Raw genomic sequence first — 23,217 nt, 5'->3', positions numbered from 1 at the left:
CGCTCGCCCCGGCCCACCCGGCCACACCCTGAGCGCCCGGCGCCCGACCCGCCGACGCGCCGACCGCCCGGCGCCCTGAGCACCCCGCGTGCGTCAGGGCGCACCCCGGGCGCCCCTGCACCACCGCACTGCACAGCACCGCACCACCGCACAGCACCACCGCACAGCACCACCGCACCACCGAGCACCACGGCACCACCGCACACCCCTGCACACCCCGAAGCGCCGTCGGCGCAGCGAAGGAACCGCCATGCACCCGCTGTTGGTCCGCCCGGAGTTCCGGCGCTACCTGGCCGGGCAGACCCTGTCCGTCCTCGGTGACAGCGCCCTCTCCATCGCCCTCGGCATCTGGGCCAAGGTGCTGACCGGCAGCAACTCCGCCGCCGGTCTGGTGCTGTTCTGCTTCTCCGCGCCCCTGCTGCTGCTCCCGCTCGGCGGCCTGCTCGCCGACCGGGTCCGGCGCAAGCCGCTGCTGGTCGGGGTCAACCTGGCGGTGGCCCTCTCGCTGCTGCCGCTGCTGCTGGTCGACGGCCGGGACACGGTCTGGATCATCTACTGCACCGCCACGGTCTGCGGTCTGGCCGGGGCCGTCCTGGCCCCGGCGCAGAGCGCGCTGCTGCGCAGCATCCTGACTGAGCGTCAGGACTTCGGCGCGGCAGCCGGGTTGACCCAGAGCGCCCGGGCCGGCACCACGCTGGTGGCGCCGCTGCTCGGCTCGGGCCTCTACGGCTGGTTCGGCGGGCACGTGGTGGCGGTGGCCGACCTCGTCGTGCTGCTGCTGGCCGCGCTGAGCTTCCTCACCCTGCGGGTGGAGGAGGTCAAGCCGGAGCCCTCGGGCCTGCGGTGGCGCACCGAGGTGCTGGCCGGCTTCGTCCACCTGCGCGGTTCGGTCGGGCTGCGGCCGCTGGTCGCGGCCACCGCCGCCTCCGGCTTCGTGCTGAGCCTGCTGCAGCCGGTGCTGTTCGCGCTGACCCAGCACGGGCTGCACCGCTCGCCGCAGTTCCTCGGCGTACTGGAGACCACCGAGGCCGTCGGCGCGCTGGCCGGCTCGGTGGTCGGCGGCCTGCTGATCGGCAGGCTCGGGCCGCGCCGGACGGTCATGGCGGGCTCGGCGGTGTTCGGCCTCGGGACCGTCCTGCTGCTCGCCCCGTCGCTGTACGTGGTGTCGGCCGGCCTGGTGATCGCGGGCGCGGGCATCCCGGCCGCCATGGTCGGCCTCGCCACCGCCGCCCAGGCCTCCACCCCGCCGCAGCTGATGGGGCGCGCCCAGGCGGCCGTCAACCTCTCGCTCACCGCGCCGCAGGCGCTGGCCGTCGGCGTCGGCTCCGGCCTGGTGGCCGCCCTGGACTTCCGGGTGGTGCTCGGCGTGATGGTGGTCGGCGCGCTGCTCGCGTCCGCCCACCTGATCGGCAAGCCGGAGGCCCCGACCGAGCCGCCGGAGCCCGAGGGCCCGGACGCGGACGCGGACACCGACGAGGGCGACGGCGAGGGCGAGGGCGACGGCCCGACCGAGCCCGAGAACGCCAAGGACCTCCAGTCCACCTGATCCCGCGCACCCGCACCCGTACGCCCGCTCCACCCGATCGTCCCTCAGCACCTCCCGTCCTCCTCACGAGAGAGCTCCTCTGATGACCGACCGTTCCTCTCCCACCGTCACCCCGATCCCCGTCGAGCTGGACCACGTCGAGTTCTACGTGGCCGACCTGGGCGCCGAGACCACCCGGCTGACCACGGAGTACGGCTTCGAGCTGCTCGTCCCGCCGACCGAGCGCGGCGAGGCCGCCGAGCGCTGCCTGTCCGCGCTGGTCGGCCAGGCCTCCATCCGACTGCTGCTCACCCAGCCGCTGGCCGCCGGCCACCCGGCCACCGGCTACCTGGCCCGGCACGGCGACGGCGTCGGCGCCCTCGGCCTGCGGGTGCCGGACGCCACCGACGCGTACCGCACCCTGACCGCCCGCGGCGCCGCCGCGCTGGGCGAGCCGAAGGCCGCGGACGGCTGCGTCACCGCGGTCGTCGACGCCTTCGGCGAGGTGGTGCACACCCTGATCGAGCGCGGCCCCGAGGTCCCGGCCGGCCGCATCCCCGGCCTGCCCGACCCGGCCCCGCTGACCGGCGAGGGCCAGGTCGGCCTGCGGACCGTCGACCACTTCGCCGTCCTGGTGCCGTTCGGCGAGCTGCGCAAGACCGAGCACCGCTACCGCGAGGTCTTCGGCTTCCGGACGATCTTCGAGGAGCGGGTCGAGGTCGGCGCGCTCGGCATGGACTCGGCGGTCGTGCAGAGCGCCGACCACAGCGTCACCCTCACCCTGATCGAGCCGCTCACCGCGGACGCGGGCGGCCAGATCGCCTCCTTCCTGGCCGGCCACGGCGGCGCCGGGGTGCAGCACGTCGCCTTCGCCGCCGAGGACGCGGTGCACTCCGTCTCCACCATGGCCGAGCGCGGCGTGCCGTTCCTGCGCACCCCGCAGACCTACTACGACGCGCTGCCCGGCCGCCTGACGCCGCTGCGGCACTCCTTCGAGCAGCTGCGCGAGCTGAACCTGCTGGTCGACCAGGACCACGACGGCCAGCTGTTCCAGATCTTCACCCGCTCCCAGCACCCGCGGAACACCTTCTTCTTCGAGGTGATCGAGCGCATCCGGGCCCGCAACTTCGGCAGCAACAACATCCGCGCCCTCTACGAGGCCGTGGAGCTCCAGCGCAACGCCAGCGAAGTGGCCGGATGAGCGCGTCCGTCCGCAACGAACCACCGACCGACCCGGCCGGCGGGCGCCCGGCGCTGTCCGTCGCGGAGTACGCCGACCGGGCCCGGGCCGTGCTCGCGCCCGAGGTCTGGGAGTGGCTGGAGGGCGGTGCCGAGCGCGAGTTGACGCTCGCCGCCAACCGGGCCGCCTTCGACCGGGTGGCCCTGGTGCCCCGGGTGCTGACCGACGTCAGCACCCGGGACACCGCCGCCACCCTGGTGCGCAGCCGGGCGGCCCTGCCGGTGGCGGTGGCACCCGTCGCCTACCACCGGCTGTTCCACCCCGAGGGCGAGCTGGCCTCGGCCCGCGCCGCGGCCGCCGCGGGCGTGCCGTTCACCGTCGGCACGCTCAGCAGCGTCGGCTTCGAGGAGCTCGCGAAGACCGGCGCCACGCTCTGGTTCCAGCTGTACTGGCTGCGCGACCGCGGCCGGCTGCTCGACCTGGTCAGGGCGGCCGAGGAGGCCGGCAGCGAGGCCCTGGTGGTCACCGCCGACGTGCCGTACATGGGCCGCCGGCTGCGCGACGCCAGGAACGCCTTCGCCCTGCCGTCGGACGTCCGCGCGGCGCTGCTGGAGGGCGGCGCCGCCGGGCGGGCGCACGAGTCCACCGCCGCCGTCTCGGCGGTGGCCGCGCACACCGCGGAGCTGCTCTCCCCCGGCGTCACCTGGGCCGACCTCGAGTGGCTGCGCGGCGAGACCGACCTGCCGCTGGTGGTCAAGGGCGTGCTCGACCCGGCCGACGCCCGGCGGGCCGCCGGGATCGGCGCCGCGGCCGTGGTGGTCTCCAACCACGGCGGCCGCCAGCTCGACCGGGCCGTGCCCGCCGTGACGATGCTGCCGGAGGTCGCCGAGGCGCTGGCCAGCGAGGACTGCCAGGTGCTGCTGGACAGCGGGGTGCGCGGCGGCTCGGACGTGCTCACCGCGCTGGCCCTCGGCGCCACCGGGGTCCTGCTCGGGCGCCCGCTGATCTGGGGCCTGGCGGCCGGCGGCGAGGCGGGCTGCACCGAGGTCCTCGACCTGCTCGCCACCGAGCTGCGGCACGCGCTCGGCCTCGCGGGCTGCGCCGACCCGCGGGCCGCCGCCGAACTGCGCACCACCACCCTGCCCTGCCCCGTCTGGAGCACCCCGTGACCACCATCGCCGCACCGCACGACCTGCTGCTCGCGGGCCTGCACACCTCCCTCGCCGACCCGGCGATGACCTCGATGAACCTGCTCAACGAGATCTCCATCCGCTACCCGGAGGCGGTCTCCTTCGCGGCCGGCCGCCCGGCCGAGCAGTTCTTCGAGCTGGACGCCGTCCACCGCCACCTGGACCGCTACCTCGACCACCTGCGCACCGAGCGCGGGCTGACGGAGGAGGCGGCCCGTCGGCAGGTGCTCCAGTACGGGCGGACCAAGGGGATCATCCACGAGCTGATCGCCACCCACCTCGCCACCGACGAGGGCATCGAGGTGCCCGCCGAGTCGATCGTGGTGACGGTGGGCTGCCAGGAGGCGATGTTCCTGGTGCTGCGGGCGCTGCGCCGCGGCCCCGAGGACCTGGTGCTGGCCGTCTCCCCCACCTACGTGGGGCTGACCGGCGCGGCGCTGCTGGCCGACCTGCCGGTGCGGGCGGTCGCCGACGGCCCGGACGGCGTGGACCTCGCCGACCTGCGCCGCCAACTGGCCGCCGCCCGGGCCGAGGGACTGCGCCCGCGGGCGCTCTACCTGGTGCCGGACGTGGCCAACCCGAGCGGGGCCAGCCTGCCGCTGGAGCTGCGCCGGGAGCTGCTGGCGCTGGCCTCCGAGGAGGACTTCCTGCTGCTGGAGGACAACCCGTACTGCGTGTTCGCCGGCGAGGAGCGGCTGCCCTCGCTCAAGGCGCTGGACACCGACCGGCGGGTGGTCCACCTCGGCTCCTTCGCCAAGACGGCCCTGCCGGGCGCCCGGGTCGGGTACGTGGTGGCGGACCAGCTGGTGGCGGACGGGCAGGGCGGCACCGGGCTGTTCGCCGACCTGCTCGGCATGATCAAGAGCATGACCACGGTGAACACCTCGCCGATCGCCCAGGCCGTGATCGGCGGCGCGCTGCTGGAGCACGGCCACAGCCTGCGGGCCGCCAACACCGAGGTGGCCGCGCTCTACCGGCGCAACCTCGCGCTGGTGCTGGAGGGCCTGGCCCGGCGCTTCCCGCCCGGCTGCGGGGTGACCTGGAACGAGCCGCGCGGCGGGTTCTTCCTGGTACTCACGGTGCCGTGCGTGGTGGACGACGCGCTGCTGGAGCGCTCCGCCTCGGAGTACGGGGTGATCTGGACGCCGATGTCGCACTTCTACCCGGGGACGGGCGGGGAGCACCAACTGCGGCTCTCCGTCAGCCAGGTCGACCCGGCCACCGTCGACCGGGGGCTGGACGGGCTGGCCGCGCTGCTCGCCGCGCAGTCCTGACCGGCCCCGGAAGGGGGGCGTCCCGTCCGGGGCGCCCCCCTTCCGGCCCGCTCCGACCCCCACGAGGGTAGGTTTCAGGCATGCTTGACTACCTCTCACGCACCATTGCCGCCTACGAGCACAGCGCCGACAAGTACGAGTCCGCCACCAAGGGCATGGTCCCGGACGAGGAGCTCGACCTCTTCACCGGGATGCTCCCCGATCCGGCCGGGCCGGTCCTGGACGCCGGGTGCGCCTTCGGCCGCGACACGGCCCTGCTGGCGGCCAGGGGCGTGGCGGTGACCGGCGTCGACCTGAGCGAGCCCTTCGTCGCCCGGGCCCGGGAGCTCCACCCCGGGCTGGACTTCCGGCGCATGGACGTGTGCGCGCTGGACCTCCCCGACGCCTCCTTCGCGGGCGTCTGGTCCCAGGCGACGCTGCTGCACCTCAGGGACGAGCACGTGGCGGCCGCGCTGGCCGAGTTCCACCGGGTGCTGCGGCCCGGCGGGGCGCTGTTCGTCAGCTTCAAGGAGGGGGAGGGCGAGGAGGAGTTCGTCGAGTCCTTCAGCGCCGACGCCGCCCGCTTCTTCCGCTACCAGACCGCGGACCGGGTCCGCGGCCTGCTGGAGGCGGCCGGCTTCACCGGGGCCGACGTCCGCGTCGTCAACGAGCGGCAGCGCTACGGCGCCGGGCACCGCGACCTCAACTGGCTGACCGCGTACGCCCGTACCGCAGCCTGAGCCGGCGCGGCCCAGTCCCTGAGCGAGCGTCACGTTCGGGTCGAAACAGGCCGTTTGCAGCCATCCCAATCGTCGGGCCCTGGAGCACCACCACCGGTTTCGGCTGACAACCGGTCAATCTCGGCCGGAAATCCGTGCGTTGACCACATCGTTATTGAACGCCCCCTCGACACGTTGTTATGGTCACGAACTGTCGTGATCAAGTCAGCCACAAGGGGGCGATCATGGACGAGCCGAAGCCGCGTCCGGACGGCGCACGACCTCCGACGGGAGGCGACCGCACCCCGACCACCGGGGCGGACGGCGGCCCGGGGTGGTCCCTCGCCCCGGTCGCGATGCTGCGCCACGCGGGCTACCCGCTCTCGCTGCTGGACCGCGTCGTCGCCCCCTCGACCGCCCGGGCCGCCGACGCCGTCCTCGACCTGCGGGACGAGGCCGTCGAACTGGGGCGGCGGTTGAAGGCCGACCTGCGCGCCGAGCGGGCCGGCACCCGGGGCGACCTCGCCTCCGGCGTCGGCATGCTCCGCCCCTTCCCGCCCGCCGACCTCGCCCGGCTCGAAGCCGAACTCGGCCCGGCCGCCCTGGACTCGGCCAAGCGCTACCAGGACGCGGTGCAGGCCCTGGACGGCCACTGGGAGGCCTTCGAGCGGGAGCACGGCGCCGCCCTCGCCGACGCCCGCCGGACCGTCGTGGACCTGTTCCGCGAACCCTCCCTCCAGCAGGTCCTGCTGCTGTCCAACGACGCCCGCTTCGAGGAGTTCACCGCCTGGCTCGCCTCCGGCGGCGCCGGGTCGGACGGCCACGTCAAGCGGATGACCGACCTGCTCGCCATGTACCTCCAGCGGGTCACCACCAAGAACGAGACCCACTCGCACTTCGGCCCCCTCGCCGTCGCCCGGACCGCACCGGAGGGCGCCGCCCCCGGCGTCGGCTGGTCCACCGGCCCGCTGCGCCGGATCGCCCTGCTCAGCCACTGGGCGGGCGAGGCGATGGCCGAGGTCTTCAGCGCCCGGCCGGAGGCCTTCGAGGCGGTGCGCCCCCGCCGGCGGCCCCTCGCCTTCGCCGAGGGCCCCGTCGTCCGGCTGTACGCGTTCGAGAGCACCACCGGCATGCCGGACGGCTGGCGCTTCGTCGCGGTGAAGGCCGACACCTTCGACGCCGACCGGTCCTGGCTCTGGGAGCACTGCGACGGCGAGCGCACGGTCGCCTGGCTGCGCGCCGCCTGGGCCGACCGCCCGGACCGCCCGGCCGACCGCGACTTCGACCGGGTGCTCGCCGAACTCGTCGACCAGGACTGGCTGATCGGCCGCCGGGAGATCCCGATCGGCGCCACCGACGTGCTGCGCGAACTCGCCGGTCAGCTCGCCGACGACTCCCCCGACCTCGCCGTGGTGCGCCGCTTCCAGGACGGGCTGCGCCGCTTCGCGGAGGGCCCGACGGAGCGGCGCGCGGCCCTGCTCGGCGAGCTCAAGCAGGCCTTCGAGGAGGTCACCGGCTCCGCCGCCAACCGCTCCGAGGGCCGGCACTACGCGGACCGGAGCATCCTCTACGAGGAGGCGTACAGCCCGGTCAGGGACGTCGTCCTCGGCCCCGACGTCGCCGCCCTGATCGGCCGCGAGCTGTCCGTGGTCTACGACCTGACGCTGCTCGTCCCCCGGCTGCGCGTCCGCCGCGAACTGGACATCCTGCACCGCTGGACGGCACGGCGCTTCGGCACCGGCACGCCCGTACCGCTGCCGGACTTCTACGCCGCCTTCTTCGCCGACAAGCCGCTGCTCGCCGCCGAGTGCGAGGAGGTGGACCGGGAGATCGCGGCGCTCGACCGGGAGGTCGTCGACCTGCTGCTGGACGGCGCCGAGGACGGCCGCTCCGAGAGCGTCGTCGACCGGGCCCGGCTGGAGGAGCTGCTCGCCCGCCACCCCGACACCCCGCCCGCGCTGTGCAACCCGGACGTCATGCTCGCCGCGCCGGACGCCGCCGCGATCGGCCGCGGCGACTTCCTCGCCGTCGTCGGGGACTGCCACGCCGTCCGCGAGGCGCTCACCCACTCCAGCTTCGCCTCGATGCTCCAGGCCGAGGCGCCCGAACTCCTCGACGCGGTCCACGACCGCTACCGGGGGCTGCTCGACGAGGACGAGGTGCTGGTCGACCTCTCCCGCTCGCACCCCGACAAGACCGGCGCCCAACTCACCTACCCCTGCCCGGACCTGGAGGTGTACGGGCTCTCCCCGAAGGCCCGCGGCGACGTCCTCCAGCCCGGCGCGCTGTACCTGCTGGCCACCGCCGACCGGCTGGAGCTGCGCGCCCACGGCCTGGCCGGCCGGCTCAAGCTGCTCGCCCCGCTGGCGGGCGGCCCCAGCGTCCGCCAGGACCCGCTCTCCCCGTTCGCCTTCCCCCGCCACTTCGGCGGCGTCGGCGTCCGCGACCGGGACCGCGACCACGTGCCCCGCATCCGCTGCGGCCGGATCGTGCTGCACCGGGAGCGCTGGCGCGTCCCCGCCGGGGCCCTGCGCGGCTGGAGCCCCGGCGTCCACCGCTCCAAGGGCGACGCCCCGGAGTTCGCCGCCGCCCGCCGGCTGCGCCGCGAACTCGGCCTGCCGCGCCGCGGCTTCCTGAAGATCCCCGGCGAGCCGAAACCGGTCTACGTCGACTGGGAATCCCCCCTCATCGTCCGGCAGGTCTTCCGGCTCGCCCGGAAGACGGCCGCCGCTCTGGAGTTCAGCGAAATGCTCCCCGCCCCGGAGCACCTCTGGCTCGACATCGACGGAGAACGTCACACCAGCGAGCTGCGCTGTGCGGTCTTCTCGCGCCGTCCCCACTGAGTGCTCCACGTCGAGGACCCCACGCCCTCACCGACCGAAGGCACCGCCATGACCAAGAGCTGCATCGTCCAGTTGCCCTTCCCCTCCAGCCACGACCCCGACCCGAACCTCGCCCGCTACTACGACGACTACGACCGGCGCTTCCGGGCCATGCTGCCCGAGTACTTCATCCCGACCGACGGCCTGTGGGAGATGCCGCTCTGGGTCGCCCACCTGACCGCCCTGCTGAACACCGCGGGCCTGGACTCCGTCTTCCGCGACCTGTCCAGGACCCCGGCCGAGCCGGAGCACTGCGCCGAGCCGCTGCTGGAGGCGACCGCCCCCGGCGACCTGGTCCTGATGTCCCCGCTCGCCCAGAACCTCCGGCTCGCGCTGGAGGTGGCCAAGCGGCTGGAGCACTCCGGCCGGCGCGTCGTCCTCGGCGGCAACATGGCCCCGCTCGCCCCCGACGGCGCCGTGCACGCCGTGCACCGCGGCCAGCTCGACGCCACCTTCGTGCGCCGGCTCGTCGAACTCGCCTCCGGGTCCGGCGGCAGCCTGGAGAAGCCGCTGCTGCCCGGGCTGGTGTCCGACCGGATCACCTGGGCGCCGGACTACCGCCACCTCGGCGGCTACCAGGGCCGGGTCCCGCTGCTGCGGCTCAACGCCAGCCACGGCTGCCTGTACCAGTGCTCGTTCTGCGGCGACGCCTGGAGCAAGCAGCTCACCCTGGTCGCCAAGGACGCGCTCGCCCAGGAGGTCGACGAGCTGACCAGCCGGTTCCCCGACACCCGGCTCTTCTACATCGGCGACAAGACCTTCGGCCAGTCCCGCGAGGCCGTCGGCAACCTGCTGGACGTCTTCCGCGACCGCCCCGGCTACCGCTTCATCGTGCAGACCCACGTGATGCAGGTGAAGGAGTGGATCGTCGAGGCCATGCTCGAACTCGGCGTCGTCGCCGTGGAGCTCGGCTTCGAGTCGGCCGACTCGCAGATGCTCAAGCGCCTCAACAAGCTCTCCCGCGGCCTGGACGACTACACTTCGAAGATCCGTCAACTCAGCGACGCCGGGCTGAAGATCGTCCTCAACATGATGGGCGGCCTGGACGAGGAGACGGAGGCCGCGCACGGCCAGACCGTCAGCTGGATGCGGGAGAACGAATCGGCGCTGTGGCTCTTCAACCTCTACAACTTCGTCCCGTACCCGCTCACCCCGGACTTCCCCAGGCTGCGCGAGCGCATCTTCAACTGGGACTTCGCGGACTGGCGGGAGGACGCCCCGGTCGTCTACCGGCCCCGGCACCTGTCCCCCGAGGACAGCTGGGACCTGTTCCAGGAGAAGATCGCCGCGGCGCACGCCATCATCCGCGACCCGCTGCCCGCCGCCCCGGCCTCCGCCGTACCCGGCCTGTCCGTCACGCCCGCCGCGCAGGAGAACTGACATGACCGAGCTCCCCGACTTCGAAGCCCTCCGCACCAGCGTCAAGCCGGAGGACTTCGAGCAGGACCCGCTGCCCGGCTGGGCCGGCGTCGGCACCCTCTTCGGCGCCCCCACCACCACCGCCGACCAGGTGGACGTGGGCGAGACGGGCTGGGTGGTGTCCGGCGTTCCCTACGACGCCACCGCCAGCTCCCGGCCCGGCGCCGCCGAGGGGCCGCGGGCGGTCCGCCAGGCCAGCCTGGTCTTCTCCAGCTACCTCACCAGCCTCGGCCAGTGGCGGATGCTGGACACCCGCACCGGGCAGACCTTCCGCTACCACGCGCCCCGCGTCGCGGACGCCGGAGACCTCCACATCTACCCGACGGACACCGTCAAGACCTTCCAGGCCGTCGCCGCCGAGAGCCGCCGGCTCAGCCAGAACGCCCCGCGGCTGATCTTCCTCAACGGCGACCACTCCTGCACCTTCCCCACCTTCGCCGGCTTCCGCGCCGGCCGGCTGGACCGCGGCGCCGGCCGGGTGGGGTTCATCAACATCGACCACCACTTCGACTTCGGCAACTGGAGCACCCTGCACGGGCCGCTCTACCACGGCTCCAACTCCCGCCGGATCAGCGAGATCCCGCAGATGCGCCCGGAGGACATCGCCTTCGTCGGGGTCGGGGACGTGACCAAGTACGACCAGTTCCGCGGCCTGCTGGACAGCGGCTTCCACGTCGTCCCCGGCTCCCTGATCACCCGGGACGGCGCCGCCGCGGCCCTGCGCCCCGTCATCGAGGAGCTCGGCTCGCGCTGCGACACCGTCTACGTCTCCCTCGACATCGACGTGCTCGACAGCGCCGCGGCGACCGGCACCGGGCACGTCACCATGGGCGGCATCGGCATCGGCGACCTCCTCGACGTCTACGAGGAGCTGCGGGCGCTGCCCGTCGGCGCCGTCGACATCGCCGAGATCGCGCCCCGCTACGACCCGTCCGGCGGCACCGCGCAGATCGCCGCCCGGCTGCTCTTCGAGTTCCTGTTCCGCACCGAGGTCGCCCCGGCCGAACTCGCGCCCTGGGCCCCCGGCACCCCCTCCGCACCCCTGGAGCACCGGTGAGATTCACGCCCCACGAAGCGCAGTTCGACTGTACCCCGCTGGTCTCCGGGGCCCCCGCCGAGCGCGAGCGGGCGCTGGACGCCCTCGCCGCCGGAGCCGTCGAGGTCATCCACCGGACCGGCTACGCCGTCTTCCGGATCGGCCGGCTGCGGCTCGGGGTCGAGGAGAGCCGTCGGCTGTCCACCGGCATCGTCGAGCGCGTCCGCACCGCGCTGATCGCCCGCGGCGCCCCCGCCCGGATGCGGCTGGAGGTCGACAAGGCGCAGCAGACCTACGTCCCCGAGGGCTACACCACCCGGACCCTGCTGCCCCACCACGACGGCCAGCACTGCTCGTACCTGACGCCCAGCCTCCAGGACGCCCCCGACTGGGACCCGGCCCAGCGCACCTACGGCGACTCCGGGTACACCACCACCGCCGCGCACAAGATGTACCAGGGCATCTTCCTGCCCGAGGTCGGCGAGGGGCTGAGCGTCACCACGTACTACGACTGGCTCGGCGTGATCGACGAGGTGCTGGAGCGGCGCGGCATCGACCGGGGCGACGACCCCGTGGGCGGCGCGGCCCGCTGGCTCGGCGGCAACCTGCGCCGCGGCCTGGAGCGCCAGCCCCAACACGGCTGCGCCTACCCGTCGGTGGGCGCCATGCTCGGGCTGGAGGAGACGTTCTGGCACGGCCTGTCCTTCCACCACAGCGAGGCGGACCTGTCCAAGGAGGAGCGGCGGCGCTACCCCGCCGCCGTGCCGCTGGCCCGCGAGTGCGCCTGCGGCGAGTGCCGGGGCGAGGCGGCCCGGCTCTTCTGCCACCAGCTGCTCATGGCCACCGGCCTGACCTGGGCGCGGTTCCGCCGCCGCTGGGAGGTGCTCGCCCCGGGTGAGCACTGCGACCTGCTGCTCGGCCACAACCTGACCATGCTGCACGGCGGCCTGGCCGGCGGCGCGGGGCGGATCATCGAGCCGCTCTGCCTGGTCGTGGACGAGCCGTCCGGCCCCGAGTACGAGCGCTGGCTGGCCGCCTCCTGGCGGCGCACGCTGCCCGGGGCCCGCTGATGCGGAGGAGCCTGCCGACGCGCGGGGCCCGGCCGGCGCGGGGATTCCGGTCGGCGTGGGGATTCCGGTCGGCGTGGGGATTCCGCTGATGCGGGGGGCGCCCGCGACCCTGGCCACCCCGGTCGACCTGCACCTGCACACCCGGCACTCGGACGGGGACGAGGCGCCGGCCGACCTGGCGAGGCGGTGCGTCGAGGCCGGGCTGCGGGTCGCCGCCGTGACGGACCACAACACCCTCGCGGGCGTCGCCGCCTTCGAACGGGCCGCCGCCGGGCGCCTCACCGTCGTCCCGGCCTGCGAGATCACCACCACCTGGCGCGGCGAGGAGACCCACTGCCTCGCCTACTTCGTCGACCCCGGCGACGAGGCGTTCCGGCAGCGGATCGGACGCCTCCACGACGCCGAACTCGCCTGGTGGCGCACCTGGACCGACCGGGCGCACGCCCTCGGCGTGCCGATCGCCCGGGCCGACGTCGAACGGCGCCTCGGCGGCGACCGGGTGGCCTACGTCAACGACTACCTGGCCCTGCTGCTGGAGGCCGCCGGGGACGACCCCCGGTTCGCCCCGTACGCCGACGGCGACGACCGGTTCGCCCGCCTCATCGCCGACTGGTGCCGCCCGGGCCGGCCGCTGCACGTCGAACACCCCGTCAACCCCGACCTGGTGGACGTGCTGTCCTGGATCGAGCAGGCGGGCGGCGTCGCCGCCCTCGCCCACCCCGGCCCGCACACCGCCGGCCTGGACGCCCCGCGGTGCGCCGAACTGCTGGCGCCGCTGCGGGCGGCCGGCCTGGCCGGACTGGAGGTGTGGACCAGCTGGCACACCCCGGCCGACAGCGCCCGGCTCGCCGAGGCGGCCGGGCGGCTCGGCCTGGTCGCCACCGCCGGGTCCGACTACCACGGGATACGGGTCAAGCCCTGGGCGCCGAGCCCCGGCCTGCTGCCCGCGCTCCCCACCGACCCGCTCGCCGTCCTGGACGCCCTGCACGACCGCCGTCCGCCCGTCCACTCGATCCCCCAGGTGAGGCCGTGACCACCGTCAACGATCCCCGGACCGCCGCCGAGCCCGGGGTGCGCGTCCCCTGGCAGCTCGCGCCGGTCGTCGTGCTCCGCCAGGCCGGCTTCCCGATGGAGCTGCTCGCGCCGCTGGCCGACCCGGCCGCCGCCGAGGAGGCCCGGGAGCTCGTCGCCCACGGGCAGCGGCTGAAGGAGCTGGCCGACGCGTTCAAGGCCGCCCTGCGCCGCCACCCGGTGCCCGGCGCCGCCCGGCTGTCCTCCCCCGCCGGGTTCCTGCTGCCCGTCCCCGAGCCCGAGCTGGCCGCCGCGGCGGCCGCCGTGCCCGCGGAGGAGGCCGCCGTCCTGCGCGCCTACCAGGACGCCGCCCGGCACTTCGCCGAGGAGCAGACCCGGTTCGCCGCCCGGCACCAGGACCGCCTCGACCGGGCCGGGGCCGCCGTCGTCGAGGCCTTCGGCGACGAGCGGCTGCGGCAGGTCCTGCTGCTCTCCAACGACTCCGCCTACCCCACCTTCGCAGCCTGGCTCGACGCCCACGACGGCGCGACCGGGCGGCGCACCCGCAAGATGACCGACCTGCTCACCATGTACCTCCAGCGGGTCACCACCAAGAACGAGACCCACTCGCACTTCGGCCCCTTCACCCCCGGCCGGGTCGGCACCGCCCCCGGCATCACCTGGTCCGGCGAGCGGGAGCTGGAACGGCGCGCGCTGTTCAGCCACTGGGCCGCGGAGAAGCTCGCCCAGAGCGCCGCCGCCGTCCCCGGCCTGCTCGACCACGCCCGCCCCCGGCGCCGCCCGCTGTCCTTCCTGCGCGACGGCCGGATCGACCTCTACGCCTTCACCACCCGCGACGGCCTGGACACCGACTGGGACTTCCAGCACCTCGGCGGGCGCCCGGTCAAACCGTACGAGGCCTGGCTGTGGCAGCACTGCGACGGCGAACGCACCCTGAGCGAACTGCGGCAGGCCTGGCAGGACGAGCAGCGCTGCCCCGTCCCCTTCGACGAGGTGCTCGCCGGACTCGCCGAGCGCGAATGGGTGGTCGTCGAGTTCGAGATCCCGATCGGCGACCACCGGCCGCTGGCCGCCCTGCGCGAGCAACTGCTCGCCGCCCCCGCCCCGCTGGCCGACCCGCTGCTCACCGCGATCGACGGCTTCGAGGCCGACCTGACCCGCTTCGCCGCCCTGCCGCTGCCCGAACGCGCGGCCGCGCTCGCCGAGAGCAAGGCCCGGTTCGAGCAGCTGACCGGCGGCCCCGCCAACCGCAACAGCGGCCTGCACTACGCCGACCGCAGCATCCTGTTCGAGGAGGCCCGCGGCCGCCCCGCCGACCTGACCGTCGGCCCGGACCTCGCCCGCTTCATCACCGACGAGCTGTCCATCGTGTACGAGACCGTGCTGGCCGGCCCGCGCCTGCGGATGCGGCGCGAACTGGTCATCCTCACCCGGTGGGTGGCCGACCGGTTCGGCCCCGGCGTGGAGATCCCGCTGGACGTCCTCTACGCCGAGTTCTTCCGCGACCGCGACGCCATCGCCCGCGAGTGCCTCGCCGTCGAGGCCGAACTCGCCGAACTGGACCGGGAGATCGGCGCCGCCCTGCTCGGCGAGGCCGCCACCGACCCGGACCGCTCCGAGGTCGTGGTCGACCGGGAGCGGATGGCCGCCGTCCTCGCCGCCCAGCCGAGCAGCCCGCCCGCCGTCTGCGACCCGGACATCCTGTTCGCCGCGCGGAGCCGGGAGGACCTGGCCGAGGGCCGGTTCACCGCCGTCATCGGCGACTGCCACGCGGTGCGGGAGGTCATCACCCACACCAGCTTCGGCCCGCTGATCCAGGAGCACACCCCCGAACTGCTCTCCGAGGTGTACCGCGGCTACCAGTCCCTGCTCGCCGACGACGAGGTGCTCGCCAACCTGTCCCGCGGCCACCCCGACAAGTCCTCCACCCAACTCGTCTACCCCTGCCACGACCTGGAGGTCTACGGCCGCTCCGCGCAGTCCCGCGACCGGGTGCTGCAGCCCTCCCAGCTCTACCTGGTGCTGCGCGACGGCCGGCTGGAGCTGCGCGCCCACGGCGTCGAGGGCCGGCTGCGCCTGATGGCGCCCCCGGCCGGCGGCCCGAGCATCCGGCAGGACCCGCTCTCCCCGTTCGCCTTCCCCCGCCACTTCGGCGGCGCCGGACTGGACGCCCCCGACCTGGCGCACATCCCGCGCATCCGCTGCGGCCGCGTCGTGCTGCAGCGCGAGACCTGGCGCATCCCCGCCGCCCGGCTGCGCGACACCGCCGCCTTCGGCCGCCAGACCGGCCGGGACGACGCCGCGCTGTTCGTCGCCGCCTGCCGGCTGCGCGCCGAGCACCGGCTGCCCCGGCACGTCTTCGTCAAGGTCCCCGGCGAGCCCAAGCCGGTCTACGTCGACTGGGAGTCCCCGCTGCTGGTCCGGCAGCTGGGCCGGCTGGCCGCCCGCGCCGAGGGCACCCTGGAGGTGTCCGAGATGCTGCCCGCCCCCGACCAGCGCTGGCTGGACGTGGACGGCCGGCGGTACACCAGCGAACTGCGCTGCGCCGTCTTCTCGGCCGGGAACCCCGCCGCGGAGCCGCGCGGGTGAGCACCGACACCGCCGTCCGCCCCTCCTCCGGCTACCACCGGGTCCTCGGCGCCGCCGCCTCCTCCGCGGTCGGCGACGGCATGCGCTTCGCCGCGCTGCCGCTGCTCTCCACCGCGGTGCTGGACGACGCCTTCCAGGTGTCCGCCGTCACCGCCGCGACCACGCTGCCCTGGCTGCTGTTCGCCCTGCCCGCCGGCGCGTACGCCGACCGCTTCGAGCGGCGCCTGCTGATGGTCCTCGCCGACCTGCTGCGCGCCGCGGTGCTGGTCCTCACCGTCCTGCTGCTCGCCGCCGACCGGCTGACCTTCTGGCCGCTGCTCACCTCCGCGTTCCTGCTGGGCGTCGGCGAGGTGCTGTTCGACTGCGCGTCCTTCGCGCTGCTGCCGAGCGTCGTGCCCAAGGACCGGCTGGAGTCGGCGAACGGCCGGCTCTTCGCCGTCCAGACCGTCGGCCGCGACCTGCTCGGGCAGGTCGTCGGCGGCGTGCTGTTCACGGTCGGCCGGGCCGTCCCGCTGGTGATCGACGCGGTCTCCTTCCTGGCCTCCGCGCTGCTGCTGCGCGGCGTGCGCGGGCCGGTACCCGAGTCCGGGCCTGAATCCGGGCCTGAATCCGGGCCTGCCGCCGAACCCGGGCCGGGCGCCGGGAAACCCCGTCTGCTGGCCGACATCCGCGAGGGAGTCGCCTTCGTCCTCCGCGATCCGCTGCTGCGCGCCCTGACCGTCTCCGCCGGGGTCATCAACGCCGTCTACCTGGGCCAGATCGCCGTCTTCGTGATCCTGGTCCGCGAGGTGCTGGAACTCCCGGACGCCGCGTACGGGGCGCTGCTGGCCGCCGGGGCGGTCGGCGGCGTGATCGGCGGCGCGGTCGCCGGCCGGCTCAGCAAGGCCGTCGGCCGGGTCCCCGCGCTGGTCGGCAACCTGGCCCTGATGGGCGCCGCCGGCCTGGCCGTGGCCGCCACCGACCGGGTCCCCGTGGTCGCCGTCGCCTACGGCGTCACCGGCTTCGCCCTGATGGTCTGGAACGTCGTCGCCGTCTCCCTGCGCCAGACGATCATCCCGGACCGGATGCTCGGCCGGGCCACCGGCGTCTACCGGCTCTTCGCCTGGGGCACCATGCCCCTCGGCGCGCTGGTCTTCGGCCGGGTGAGCGCCTCGGCCGGGCCTCGCGCCGCCTTCGCCCTCGGCGGCGTGGTCACCCTGCTGACCTGCCTGCCGATCGCCTACGCCCTGCTGAGGGACAGCAGGGTGACCGACCGTCGCAAGACCACCGAGGATGCACCATGAGTGAGCGTTTCGCCGTACTGGACCGACTGGCCGGACAGTGGGGCCTGAGCGGCCTGGAACTCGTCGGCAAGGGCCTGGAGTTCACCGTCTTCCGGGCCCGGGCCCGGGACGGCGAACCGGTCGCCGTACGGCTCGCGCACCACCGCTTCGACTCCAACGCCAACGACCCGCACGTGGACACCCGCGCCCTGCTCGTCCAGGAGCACGCCATCGCCCGGCACCTGGCCGAACACGGCCTGCCCGTCGCCCGCGCCCGGGAACTCGTCCTCGCCGACGACCCCGACTCCCCCGACGTGCTGCTCTCCGACTACGTCCCCGACGACGGCACCCCGCTCGACTCCCACGCCCTCGGCCGGCTCCTCGCCCGGCTCCACCAGGCACCCCCGCCGCCACTGCACCCCGTCGCCGCCGAGGGCGGCACCACCGCCGGGGTCCTCACCACCCGGATAGCGCGCCGCTGGGCCGAACTCGCCCGCCTCGTCGCCGACTGGCCCGAGCCCCCGGCCCCCGACCTGCTCGCCCGGCACCTCTCCCCCCTCACCGGGACCAGCCTCCTCCACCTCGACGTCCGCAGCTCCAACATCCGCCGCCACCAGGGCCGCACCACCGCCCTCCTGGACTGGTCCAACGCCCTCCTCGGCACCCCCGCCCTCGAGTTCGGCCGCCTCGCCGAATACGCCCGCTACCCCGAGAACGACCTCGACCTGCCCGCCCTCCGCGCCGGCTACGCCACCCTCGCCCCCGTCCCCACCGAGGACGACCCCACCCTCCTCGTCTGCCGCCTCGACGCCGCCCTGATGCTCGCCCTGGTCTTCCTCTCCGAAGCCCCCGACCCCACCCGCGGCCCCACCGCCGCCACCCACGCCCGCGCCCTCGCCGAGCGCCTCAGCCGCCTGTAACCGCCGACAACGCAGAACGCCCGGCCGGGAAACCCCGGCCGGGCGTTCTGCGGTTCGACGAAACGACCGCCTAGACGGATTCACCCGCTTCGAGGAATCCCCGGTAGACGATCGCCAGCAACGTCGCGTAGGCGTGTATCTCCCGCGCGACCACCAGGTCCTCCCCCGCGTACTCCCCGCACAGGACACCGGCTTGAGTGATGATCTCGTCGAGTTCCGTCAGGACATCCGCACCCGACGGCCTGAACGCACCGGTCCTCATGAAGACGACGGCCCCCGTGGTGTGCTCGTGGGCGATCGCGAGATCGGCGCGGAGCTTCCCCAACTCCGGCGTTGTGGAATGCGGCGGATATGGAACGTGACTCCAGATGGTGTAGGCATCGACGAAGCTCAGTTCCACCGGTCGTCGCATCATTCTGTTACCGCCTCTTCGGGGGGTGGTACGTCACGACCCTACTGCGATCCATCGACGTGAACACCACTTCGTCCGTTGCCTCGTTGGTCCACGCCAGCCCCTCCAGCTTGTCCTCGTGGGCTCCGATGGGCTTTATATTGACCTTCCAACCAGGGTTGTCCTTCAGGAAACCAGGCTTCGTCACACGCTCCATCGCCTCCTTGGCCGCGGCGATGTACTCCGTCTGCGACATGCCGTTCGGGGCCCCCTCCAACTTGTAGTGATACAGGAACTGATCGCTGGGATTGTCGAAGGTGCCGCGGTGGAAGACGCTCTCGACGTCGCTGTTGGTGAGCTTCTCCAGGCACAGCGGCTTGTTGGCATTGTGTACCAGCACCGGCGTGTCGCCCGCGACCACGTAGTACGTGTGAAGCTCGTCAACGGTGAGGTTGTAGGCGCCCTGGAGGGTGTTCCAGTGCCGGACGCTCTCGATTCGCCGGGGCTGGCCGGCCGGGTCGCGCAGTTCGTCGCCGGTCTCGAGGTCGACGGCGTCGATCCAGGCCTTCCGGTTCTCGGCCCAGAAGGGGTGGTGGTCGGTGCTGGTCAGGGAGCGTCCGGCACCCAGGGAGATGTCGGTGAAGTCCCGGTCGTCCGGGCCGTAGATGGTGGCCGAGACCCGGCGGGGTCCGGTCAGCCCGCTGACGGGATCGGTGGCGAGGACCTCGTCGCCGATCCTGACGGTCTCGATCGCGCGGGTGGAGCCGTCGCCCATGAGGACGGGGGTACCCGCCGCGAAGCTGTTCGGCACCGGGCAGGACGCGGGAACCCGCCTGACGAGCTTCTGGATGAACTCGACGGCCTTCTCGCCCCAGGAGCCGAACTTCTTCGCCCACCGGGCGAGCTTGGCGATGGCGGCGCCGTCGCCGATGAAGGGGATCGCCCCGATGCAGGACTCGACCGCCTCGGTGGTCCTGCCCTCGACGGCGTAGTAGGCGCAGTTGACGAGGTCGGCGATGTCGGCGAGGCCGGGGGCGATGACGCCGCCCGCACCACCGATCACGTCGAGGGTGAGGTGGATGGTCTCGGAGACGAGGCGGTAGATGGAGTTGGAGGTCTCGTTGTCCTCCTTCGCCTTCTTGATCTCCTCCTCGATGCCCGCGATCGAGTCCTGCTTCTCCTTCTCGATCTGGGCCTTGTAATCGGCCTCCTTGCGCGCCTCCTCGAGCCTTTCGGCCTCGGCCTTCTGCTCGGCGTCGAACTTGCCCTGGTAGTTGGCGCGGGCGTCGTCGGCGGCGGCCTGGGCGGCCGTCGCGTCCTTGCCGGCCGCCTCCGCGGAGGCCCGGGCATCGGCAGCGGAGTTGTAGGCGTCGGTCGCGGCCGACCGGGCCTGCCGGGCCGACTGCTCGGCCCTGTTGGCGGAGTGGACGGCACTCGCGGCGTCGCGGTTGGCGGAGGCCTTGGCCGCGTTGGCCGTCTTCGCGGATGCCGCCGCCCTGGCGGCGTCGGCCGCGGCGGCGTCGGCGGCGGCCTTGGCCTTGGCGACGTGCTCGGCAGCGGTGTTGGCCGAGGCCTGAGCCTGGGCGGCGTAGCCGTTGGCCTCGTTGGAGGCGTTGCGGGCGATGGCGGCAGCGGCCTGGGCCGTGGCCGCGTTCTGCTGGGCGGTCGCGGCGGCGGCGGTCGCCTGGGCGATCAGGCCCTTGATGTCCGCGACGTGGAGGGCGGTGAGCCGGTCCTTCTGCTGCGCGGTGTACTGGCCCTCGGCCACGAAGGCGCGCAGGTCCTGCACGGGGCCTTCGAGGGCGATCTTCGCCGCGGCCTTGAGCTCGGGCTCGGTGGCCGGGGCGTCCTCCAGCCGGGTGGCGGTGAGGCGGTCGTCGGCGGCCTGGGCGTCCGACAGGCCCTTGCCGAGGAAGTCCCGCAGCGCGGCGGGGGTGTTGACCCGCAGCGCGGCGTCGGCGGCGGCCTTGACGGCGGGGCCGGCCTTGTCGCTGAGGCGGGTGATCGTCAGCCGGTTCTCCGGCGCGACGGCCTCGTACTGACCGCTGGCCAGGAAGGCGCCGAGCTGGGCGGCGTTGCCCTGCAGCGCGGTGTAGGCCGCGGTGCGGACCGCCTCGCTGTCGGAGTTCTTGTGGATCGCGGTGACACTGTCGCGGGCGTCGCGCTCCTCGGCCTCCCGTCGCCCGGTCTTCACGTAGGCGAACACGGCGGCGTCGTCACCGGACAGGGCGTCGACGGCCGCCGAGTTCCCCCAGGAAGCGGAGATCTTGCGGGAGACCATGGCGAGCTTGCGGCCGTCGGTGGCGACCTGCGTCGGAGTGGCGCCGGGCTGGTTGGCCAGCTGGGCGAGGCGGTCGGCCTCGGCCCGGGCCTTCTGGACGTCCTGGGCGGCCTGGTCGGTCTGCGCCTGCTTCGCCGTCTCGTCGGCCTTGGCCTGCCGGGCCTTCTCCACGGCCACCGCGGTGCGGTTGGTCAGGTCCTCGGCCTCGATGCGGCGTGCCAGGTCCTGGACCGCGTTGGCCTTGTCGACCGCGGTCTGGGCGTCCGCGGCGAACCCGGAGGCGGCGTTCGCGTGGTCGGTGGACTCCTGCGCGGCGTTCGCGCTCTGGCCGGCGTGGTCGGCGGCGTCCCGGGCGGCCTGGGCCGCCGCGGCGGCGTGCTCGCCCGCGGACTTCAGGAGCGCCGCGGCCGCCTGCGACTGCGTCGCGGCCTCCCCGGCCAGCTGCTGCGCGGCGGCGGCGGCGCGACCGGCCTCGACGGCCGAACGGCGGGTGGCCGCCGCGGCCTGCTTGGCCTTGGCCGACTGACCGCCGGCGCTGTCCGCGTAGGCACCGGCCTGCTCGGCCGAACCCGCCGCGGAATCGGCGTTGCCCTTCGCGCTCAGCGCGGCGCCCGCCGCGGTCTGGCTGTCGCTGAGGGCCTTGTCCGCGTGGACGAGCGTGTCCTTGGCGGCGTCCACCAGCTTCGCGGCCGCGTCGGCGGCGTCCGCCGCGACCCGCGCGTCGTGCGCCTTCGTCGCGTCACCGGCCGCCGCGGCCGCGGAGTTCCGCGCGGCGGCGGCGGCCCGCTGGGCGCCGGACGCCGCAGCCGCCGCGTTCGACGCCGCGTAAGCCGCGGCCCGCGCACCCGCGTTGGCCGCACGCGCGGCCGCCAAGGCCGTGTTCGCCGCCTTGCCCGCACGCTCGGCGGCCGTCGCCGCCTTGTTCGCCGCCTCCGTGGCCCTGGCCGCGTCGTTACCTGCCTGCTGGGTCTCGGACGCGGCCAGAGCGGCGGCCTTCATGGCCTCCTGCGCCTCGAAGACCGCTTTGTCCTTGGCCTCGATGGCCGCAGCGGCCTCCTGGGCCGCCTGCGCGCCCGCGTCCTTCGCCTGCTGCACCAGCAGCGCGATGCTCGCGCGCTCCATGTCACGGTTCTGGGCGACATACTGGCCGGTCGCGAGGAAGTCGCGCACGTCCTGGATCGACCCGTTCAGCGCGGCGCGTGCCGCGGCCTGGGTGTTCGTGCCGCCGGAGCTGAGGATCTGGACCAGCTTGAGCCGGTCGTCGGCATCCTTCGCCGGGAACTGTCCCTCGGTCAGGAACCGCTGCAGGTCGTCACTGGTGTTGCTGCGCAGCGCGGCGTCGCCGGCGGCCTGCAGGTTGCGGCCGGCGCCCACGGCGGGGTCGGTGATCCGGGTGATCCACAGCCGCCGGTCGGCGTCGAGTGCCGACTGCCAGCCGCTCCGCAGGAACGTGTGCAGCTCGTCGGCCGTGCCCGCGATGGCCTTGCCCGCGGCCTCGCGGACCTTCGGCCCGCCCACACCCTCGATCTGCGTGGCGGCCAGCAGGTCGTCCAGGTGCTGGGCGCCGGCGAGCTCGTTGTCGACGAACCGCTTCACGTCCTGGTCCGAGCCCGCAAGCACGGCTTCCGCGAGCTCGTGGACGCGAGGACCACCGTTGAGCCAGGCCTCGACCGTGATGTCGCGGGCGCTCCGCTGGAGCTGAGCGTCGGTCGGTTCGACGGCCGAAGCCGTCTGGATGCCGGAACCCACCAGCCCCGCCGTCAGAGCCAGCGGCAGGAGGCCCAGGGAGAGCCTGCCCAGCAGCGGCGGCCTCCCCCTCCCGCGCCCTTGTGAACGGGATATCGAATGGTGCATCGGAAACCTCCACTGTCGGCATCGGCCGGATTCACGGCCGCAGCGGAGCCTACGCCAGATGACGATACGACAGAACGTCTACGAAGCCATGACGTTGCCAAAAAAACCCGCCAATGAAACACCTGTCAAAGGGCAAAGCCAAGCAAATACAACCGCATCACCGATAGACACCCAACCGCTGGGAAAGCATGACATTCCGCCTGGCCAGCGCCAGGAACGCGCTTGTCGAAGCATCAGCTCATCTGGTTCGATGGCCCGGATTCCGGCTGCGACCCCGAAGGCGCCCATGCGGCAACTTCAACCACTTCCACCGGCAATGACGTCTCGCCATTGCCGGTTGGTTCGCTCACCATTCAGACCGGTCACCCGATTCCGCTGATCCGCCCGTCAGGGCAAACACCAGATGAACGAAGAGGAATAGGCATGGCAAAGCGCATGTCCCGCTTGCTCGTTGGCGGTGCCGTCGCCGTGGCCGCCACGCTCGGCGCCACCGCACTGGCCTCCGCCGACGGCACCCCCGCGGACAACTCGGCCGCGCCGGTGGCGGTCGAGGACTTCAACTACCCCGGCCCGGCGCCGTACCCCAACGTCAAGCTGCTGCGCGGCGACGGCCA

Annotated in this window: 16 protein-coding genes; 14 read left to right on the top strand and 2 right to left on the bottom strand. The window is 73.9% G+C overall.

Annotated elements, in window-relative coordinates:
- The first annotated feature begins 250 nt into the window (after positions 1-250).
- The 13 genes from ACFRQN_RS28610 to ACFRQN_RS28550 all read left to right on the top strand — a co-directional run bounded on the left by ACFRQN_RS28610 (position 251) and on the right by ACFRQN_RS28550 (position 18,077).
- Positions 251-1,546 carry an MFS transporter gene (locus ACFRQN_RS28610; RefSeq protein WP_380743078.1) on the top strand — a complete coding sequence of 432 codons (1,296 nt, stop codon included), beginning with the start codon at positions 251-253 and terminating at the stop codon, positions 1,544-1,546.
- Positions 1,547-1,628: 82 nt separating this feature from the next.
- Complete coding sequence (gene hppD, locus ACFRQN_RS28605) at positions 1,629-2,726, top strand: 4-hydroxyphenylpyruvate dioxygenase (RefSeq protein WP_049649755.1); 1,098 nt, start codon at positions 1,629-1,631, stop codon at positions 2,724-2,726.
- On the top strand, positions 2,723-3,874 hold the full coding sequence (locus ACFRQN_RS28600) for an alpha-hydroxy acid oxidase (protein WP_380743076.1): 1,152 nt from the start codon (positions 2,723-2,725) through the stop codon (positions 3,872-3,874). Before hppD ends, ACFRQN_RS28600 begins: the two co-directional genes overlap by 4 nt.
- A 65-nt stretch (positions 3,875-3,939) precedes the next feature.
- Positions 3,940-5,169 (top strand): PLP-dependent aminotransferase family protein, encoded by a 1,230-nt coding sequence (locus tag ACFRQN_RS28595; RefSeq protein WP_117492098.1) that lies wholly within the window; start codon positions 3,940-3,942, stop codon positions 5,167-5,169.
- A gap of 80 nt (positions 5,170-5,249) precedes the next feature.
- The gene (locus tag ACFRQN_RS28590) at positions 5,250-5,888 is read left to right on the top strand and encodes a bifunctional 2-polyprenyl-6-hydroxyphenol methylase/3-demethylubiquinol 3-O-methyltransferase UbiG (protein ID WP_049649753.1); all 639 of its coding nucleotides are present in this window, start codon (positions 5,250-5,252) and stop codon (positions 5,886-5,888) included.
- Positions 5,889-6,112: 224 nt separating this feature from the next.
- Complete coding sequence (locus ACFRQN_RS28585; RefSeq protein WP_380743073.1) at positions 6,113-8,710, top strand: lantibiotic dehydratase; 2,598 nt, start codon at positions 6,113-6,115, stop codon at positions 8,708-8,710.
- A 48-nt stretch (positions 8,711-8,758) separates the two neighbouring features.
- The gene (locus ACFRQN_RS28580; RefSeq protein ID WP_380743071.1) at positions 8,759-10,129 is read left to right on the top strand and encodes a B12-binding domain-containing radical SAM protein; all 1,371 of its coding nucleotides are present in this window, start codon (positions 8,759-8,761) and stop codon (positions 10,127-10,129) included.
- Between the two features lies 1 nt (position 10,130).
- Positions 10,131-11,225: an arginase family protein gene (locus ACFRQN_RS28575; RefSeq protein WP_074004064.1), complete on the top strand. Its 1,095-nt coding sequence runs from the start codon at positions 10,131-10,133 to the stop codon at positions 11,223-11,225.
- On the top strand, positions 11,222-12,274 hold the full coding sequence (locus tag ACFRQN_RS28570) for a hypothetical protein (protein ID WP_380743069.1): 1,053 nt from the start codon (positions 11,222-11,224) through the stop codon (positions 12,272-12,274). Before ACFRQN_RS28575 ends, ACFRQN_RS28570 begins: the two co-directional genes overlap by 4 nt.
- Positions 12,275-12,362: 88 nt before the next feature.
- Positions 12,363-13,307, top strand: a complete 945-nt coding sequence (locus tag ACFRQN_RS28565) for a PHP domain-containing protein (RefSeq protein ID WP_380743067.1) — start codon at positions 12,363-12,365, stop codon at positions 13,305-13,307.
- Positions 13,304-15,895 (top strand): lantibiotic dehydratase, encoded by a 2,592-nt coding sequence (locus tag ACFRQN_RS28560; protein ID WP_380743065.1) that lies wholly within the window; start codon positions 13,304-13,306, stop codon positions 15,893-15,895. The genes ACFRQN_RS28565 and ACFRQN_RS28560 overlap by 4 nt, the downstream gene beginning before the upstream one ends.
- On the top strand, positions 15,892-17,178 hold the full coding sequence (locus ACFRQN_RS28555; RefSeq protein ID WP_380743063.1) for an MFS transporter: 1,287 nt from the start codon (positions 15,892-15,894) through the stop codon (positions 17,176-17,178). The genes ACFRQN_RS28560 and ACFRQN_RS28555 overlap by 4 nt, the downstream gene beginning before the upstream one ends.
- Positions 17,175-18,077: a phosphotransferase family protein gene (locus ACFRQN_RS28550; protein WP_074004060.1), complete on the top strand. Its 903-nt coding sequence runs from the start codon at positions 17,175-17,177 to the stop codon at positions 18,075-18,077. The genes ACFRQN_RS28555 and ACFRQN_RS28550 overlap by 4 nt, the downstream gene beginning before the upstream one ends.
- 70 nt (positions 18,078-18,147) lie before the next feature.
- Here ACFRQN_RS28550 and ACFRQN_RS28545 read toward each other — a convergent pair whose 3' ends face one another.
- The gene (locus ACFRQN_RS28545) at positions 18,148-18,477 is read right to left on the bottom strand and encodes a hypothetical protein (RefSeq protein WP_074004059.1); all 330 of its coding nucleotides are present in this window, start codon (positions 18,475-18,477) and stop codon (positions 18,148-18,150) included.
- 19 nt (positions 18,478-18,496) lie between these two features.
- Positions 18,497-22,498, bottom strand: coding sequence for a polymorphic toxin-type HINT domain-containing protein (locus tag ACFRQN_RS28540; protein WP_074004058.1), 4,002 nt, complete (start codon positions 22,496-22,498; stop codon positions 18,497-18,499).
- Between the two features lie 528 nt (positions 22,499-23,026).
- On the opposite strand from ACFRQN_RS28540, the gene ACFRQN_RS28535 reads away from it, so the two are divergent.
- Positions 23,027-23,217, top strand: a 191-nt coding sequence (locus ACFRQN_RS28535) for a hypothetical protein (protein ID WP_380743061.1), incomplete at its 3' end; no start/stop codon positions are given.

Source organism: Kitasatospora sp. NPDC056800 (assembly GCF_042789775.1).
Taxonomy (GTDB): domain Bacteria; phylum Actinomycetota; class Actinomycetes; order Streptomycetales; family Streptomycetaceae; genus Kitasatospora.
This window is presented reverse-complemented; position numbering and strand designations above follow the sequence as displayed.

What these genes read in the sequence shown, in the direction of transcription:
- ACFRQN_RS28610 (WP_380743078.1), top strand. Translation starts at nt 251, where the DNA reads ATGCACCCGCTGTTGGTCCGCCCGGAGTTCCGGCGCTACCTGGCCGGG.
- hppD (WP_049649755.1), top strand. Translation starts at nt 1,629, where the DNA reads ATGACCGACCGTTCCTCTCCCACCGTCACCCCGATCCCCGTCGAGCTG.
- ACFRQN_RS28600 (WP_380743076.1), top strand. Translation starts at nt 2,723, where the DNA reads ATGAGCGCGTCCGTCCGCAACGAACCACCGACCGACCCGGCCGGCGGG.
- ACFRQN_RS28595 (WP_117492098.1), top strand. Translation starts at nt 3,940, where the DNA reads ATGACCTCGATGAACCTGCTCAACGAGATCTCCATCCGCTACCCGGAG.
- ACFRQN_RS28590 (WP_049649753.1), top strand. Translation starts at nt 5,250, where the DNA reads ATGCTTGACTACCTCTCACGCACCATTGCCGCCTACGAGCACAGCGCC.
- ACFRQN_RS28585 (WP_380743073.1), top strand. Translation starts at nt 6,113, where the DNA reads ATGGACGAGCCGAAGCCGCGTCCGGACGGCGCACGACCTCCGACGGGA.
- ACFRQN_RS28580 (WP_380743071.1), top strand. Translation starts at nt 8,759, where the DNA reads ATGACCAAGAGCTGCATCGTCCAGTTGCCCTTCCCCTCCAGCCACGAC.
- ACFRQN_RS28575 (WP_074004064.1), top strand. Translation starts at nt 10,131, where the DNA reads ATGACCGAGCTCCCCGACTTCGAAGCCCTCCGCACCAGCGTCAAGCCG.
- ACFRQN_RS28565 (WP_380743067.1), top strand. Translation starts at nt 12,363, where the DNA reads ATGCGGGGGGCGCCCGCGACCCTGGCCACCCCGGTCGACCTGCACCTG.
- ACFRQN_RS28550 (WP_074004060.1), top strand. Translation starts at nt 17,175, where the DNA reads ATGAGTGAGCGTTTCGCCGTACTGGACCGACTGGCCGGACAGTGGGGC.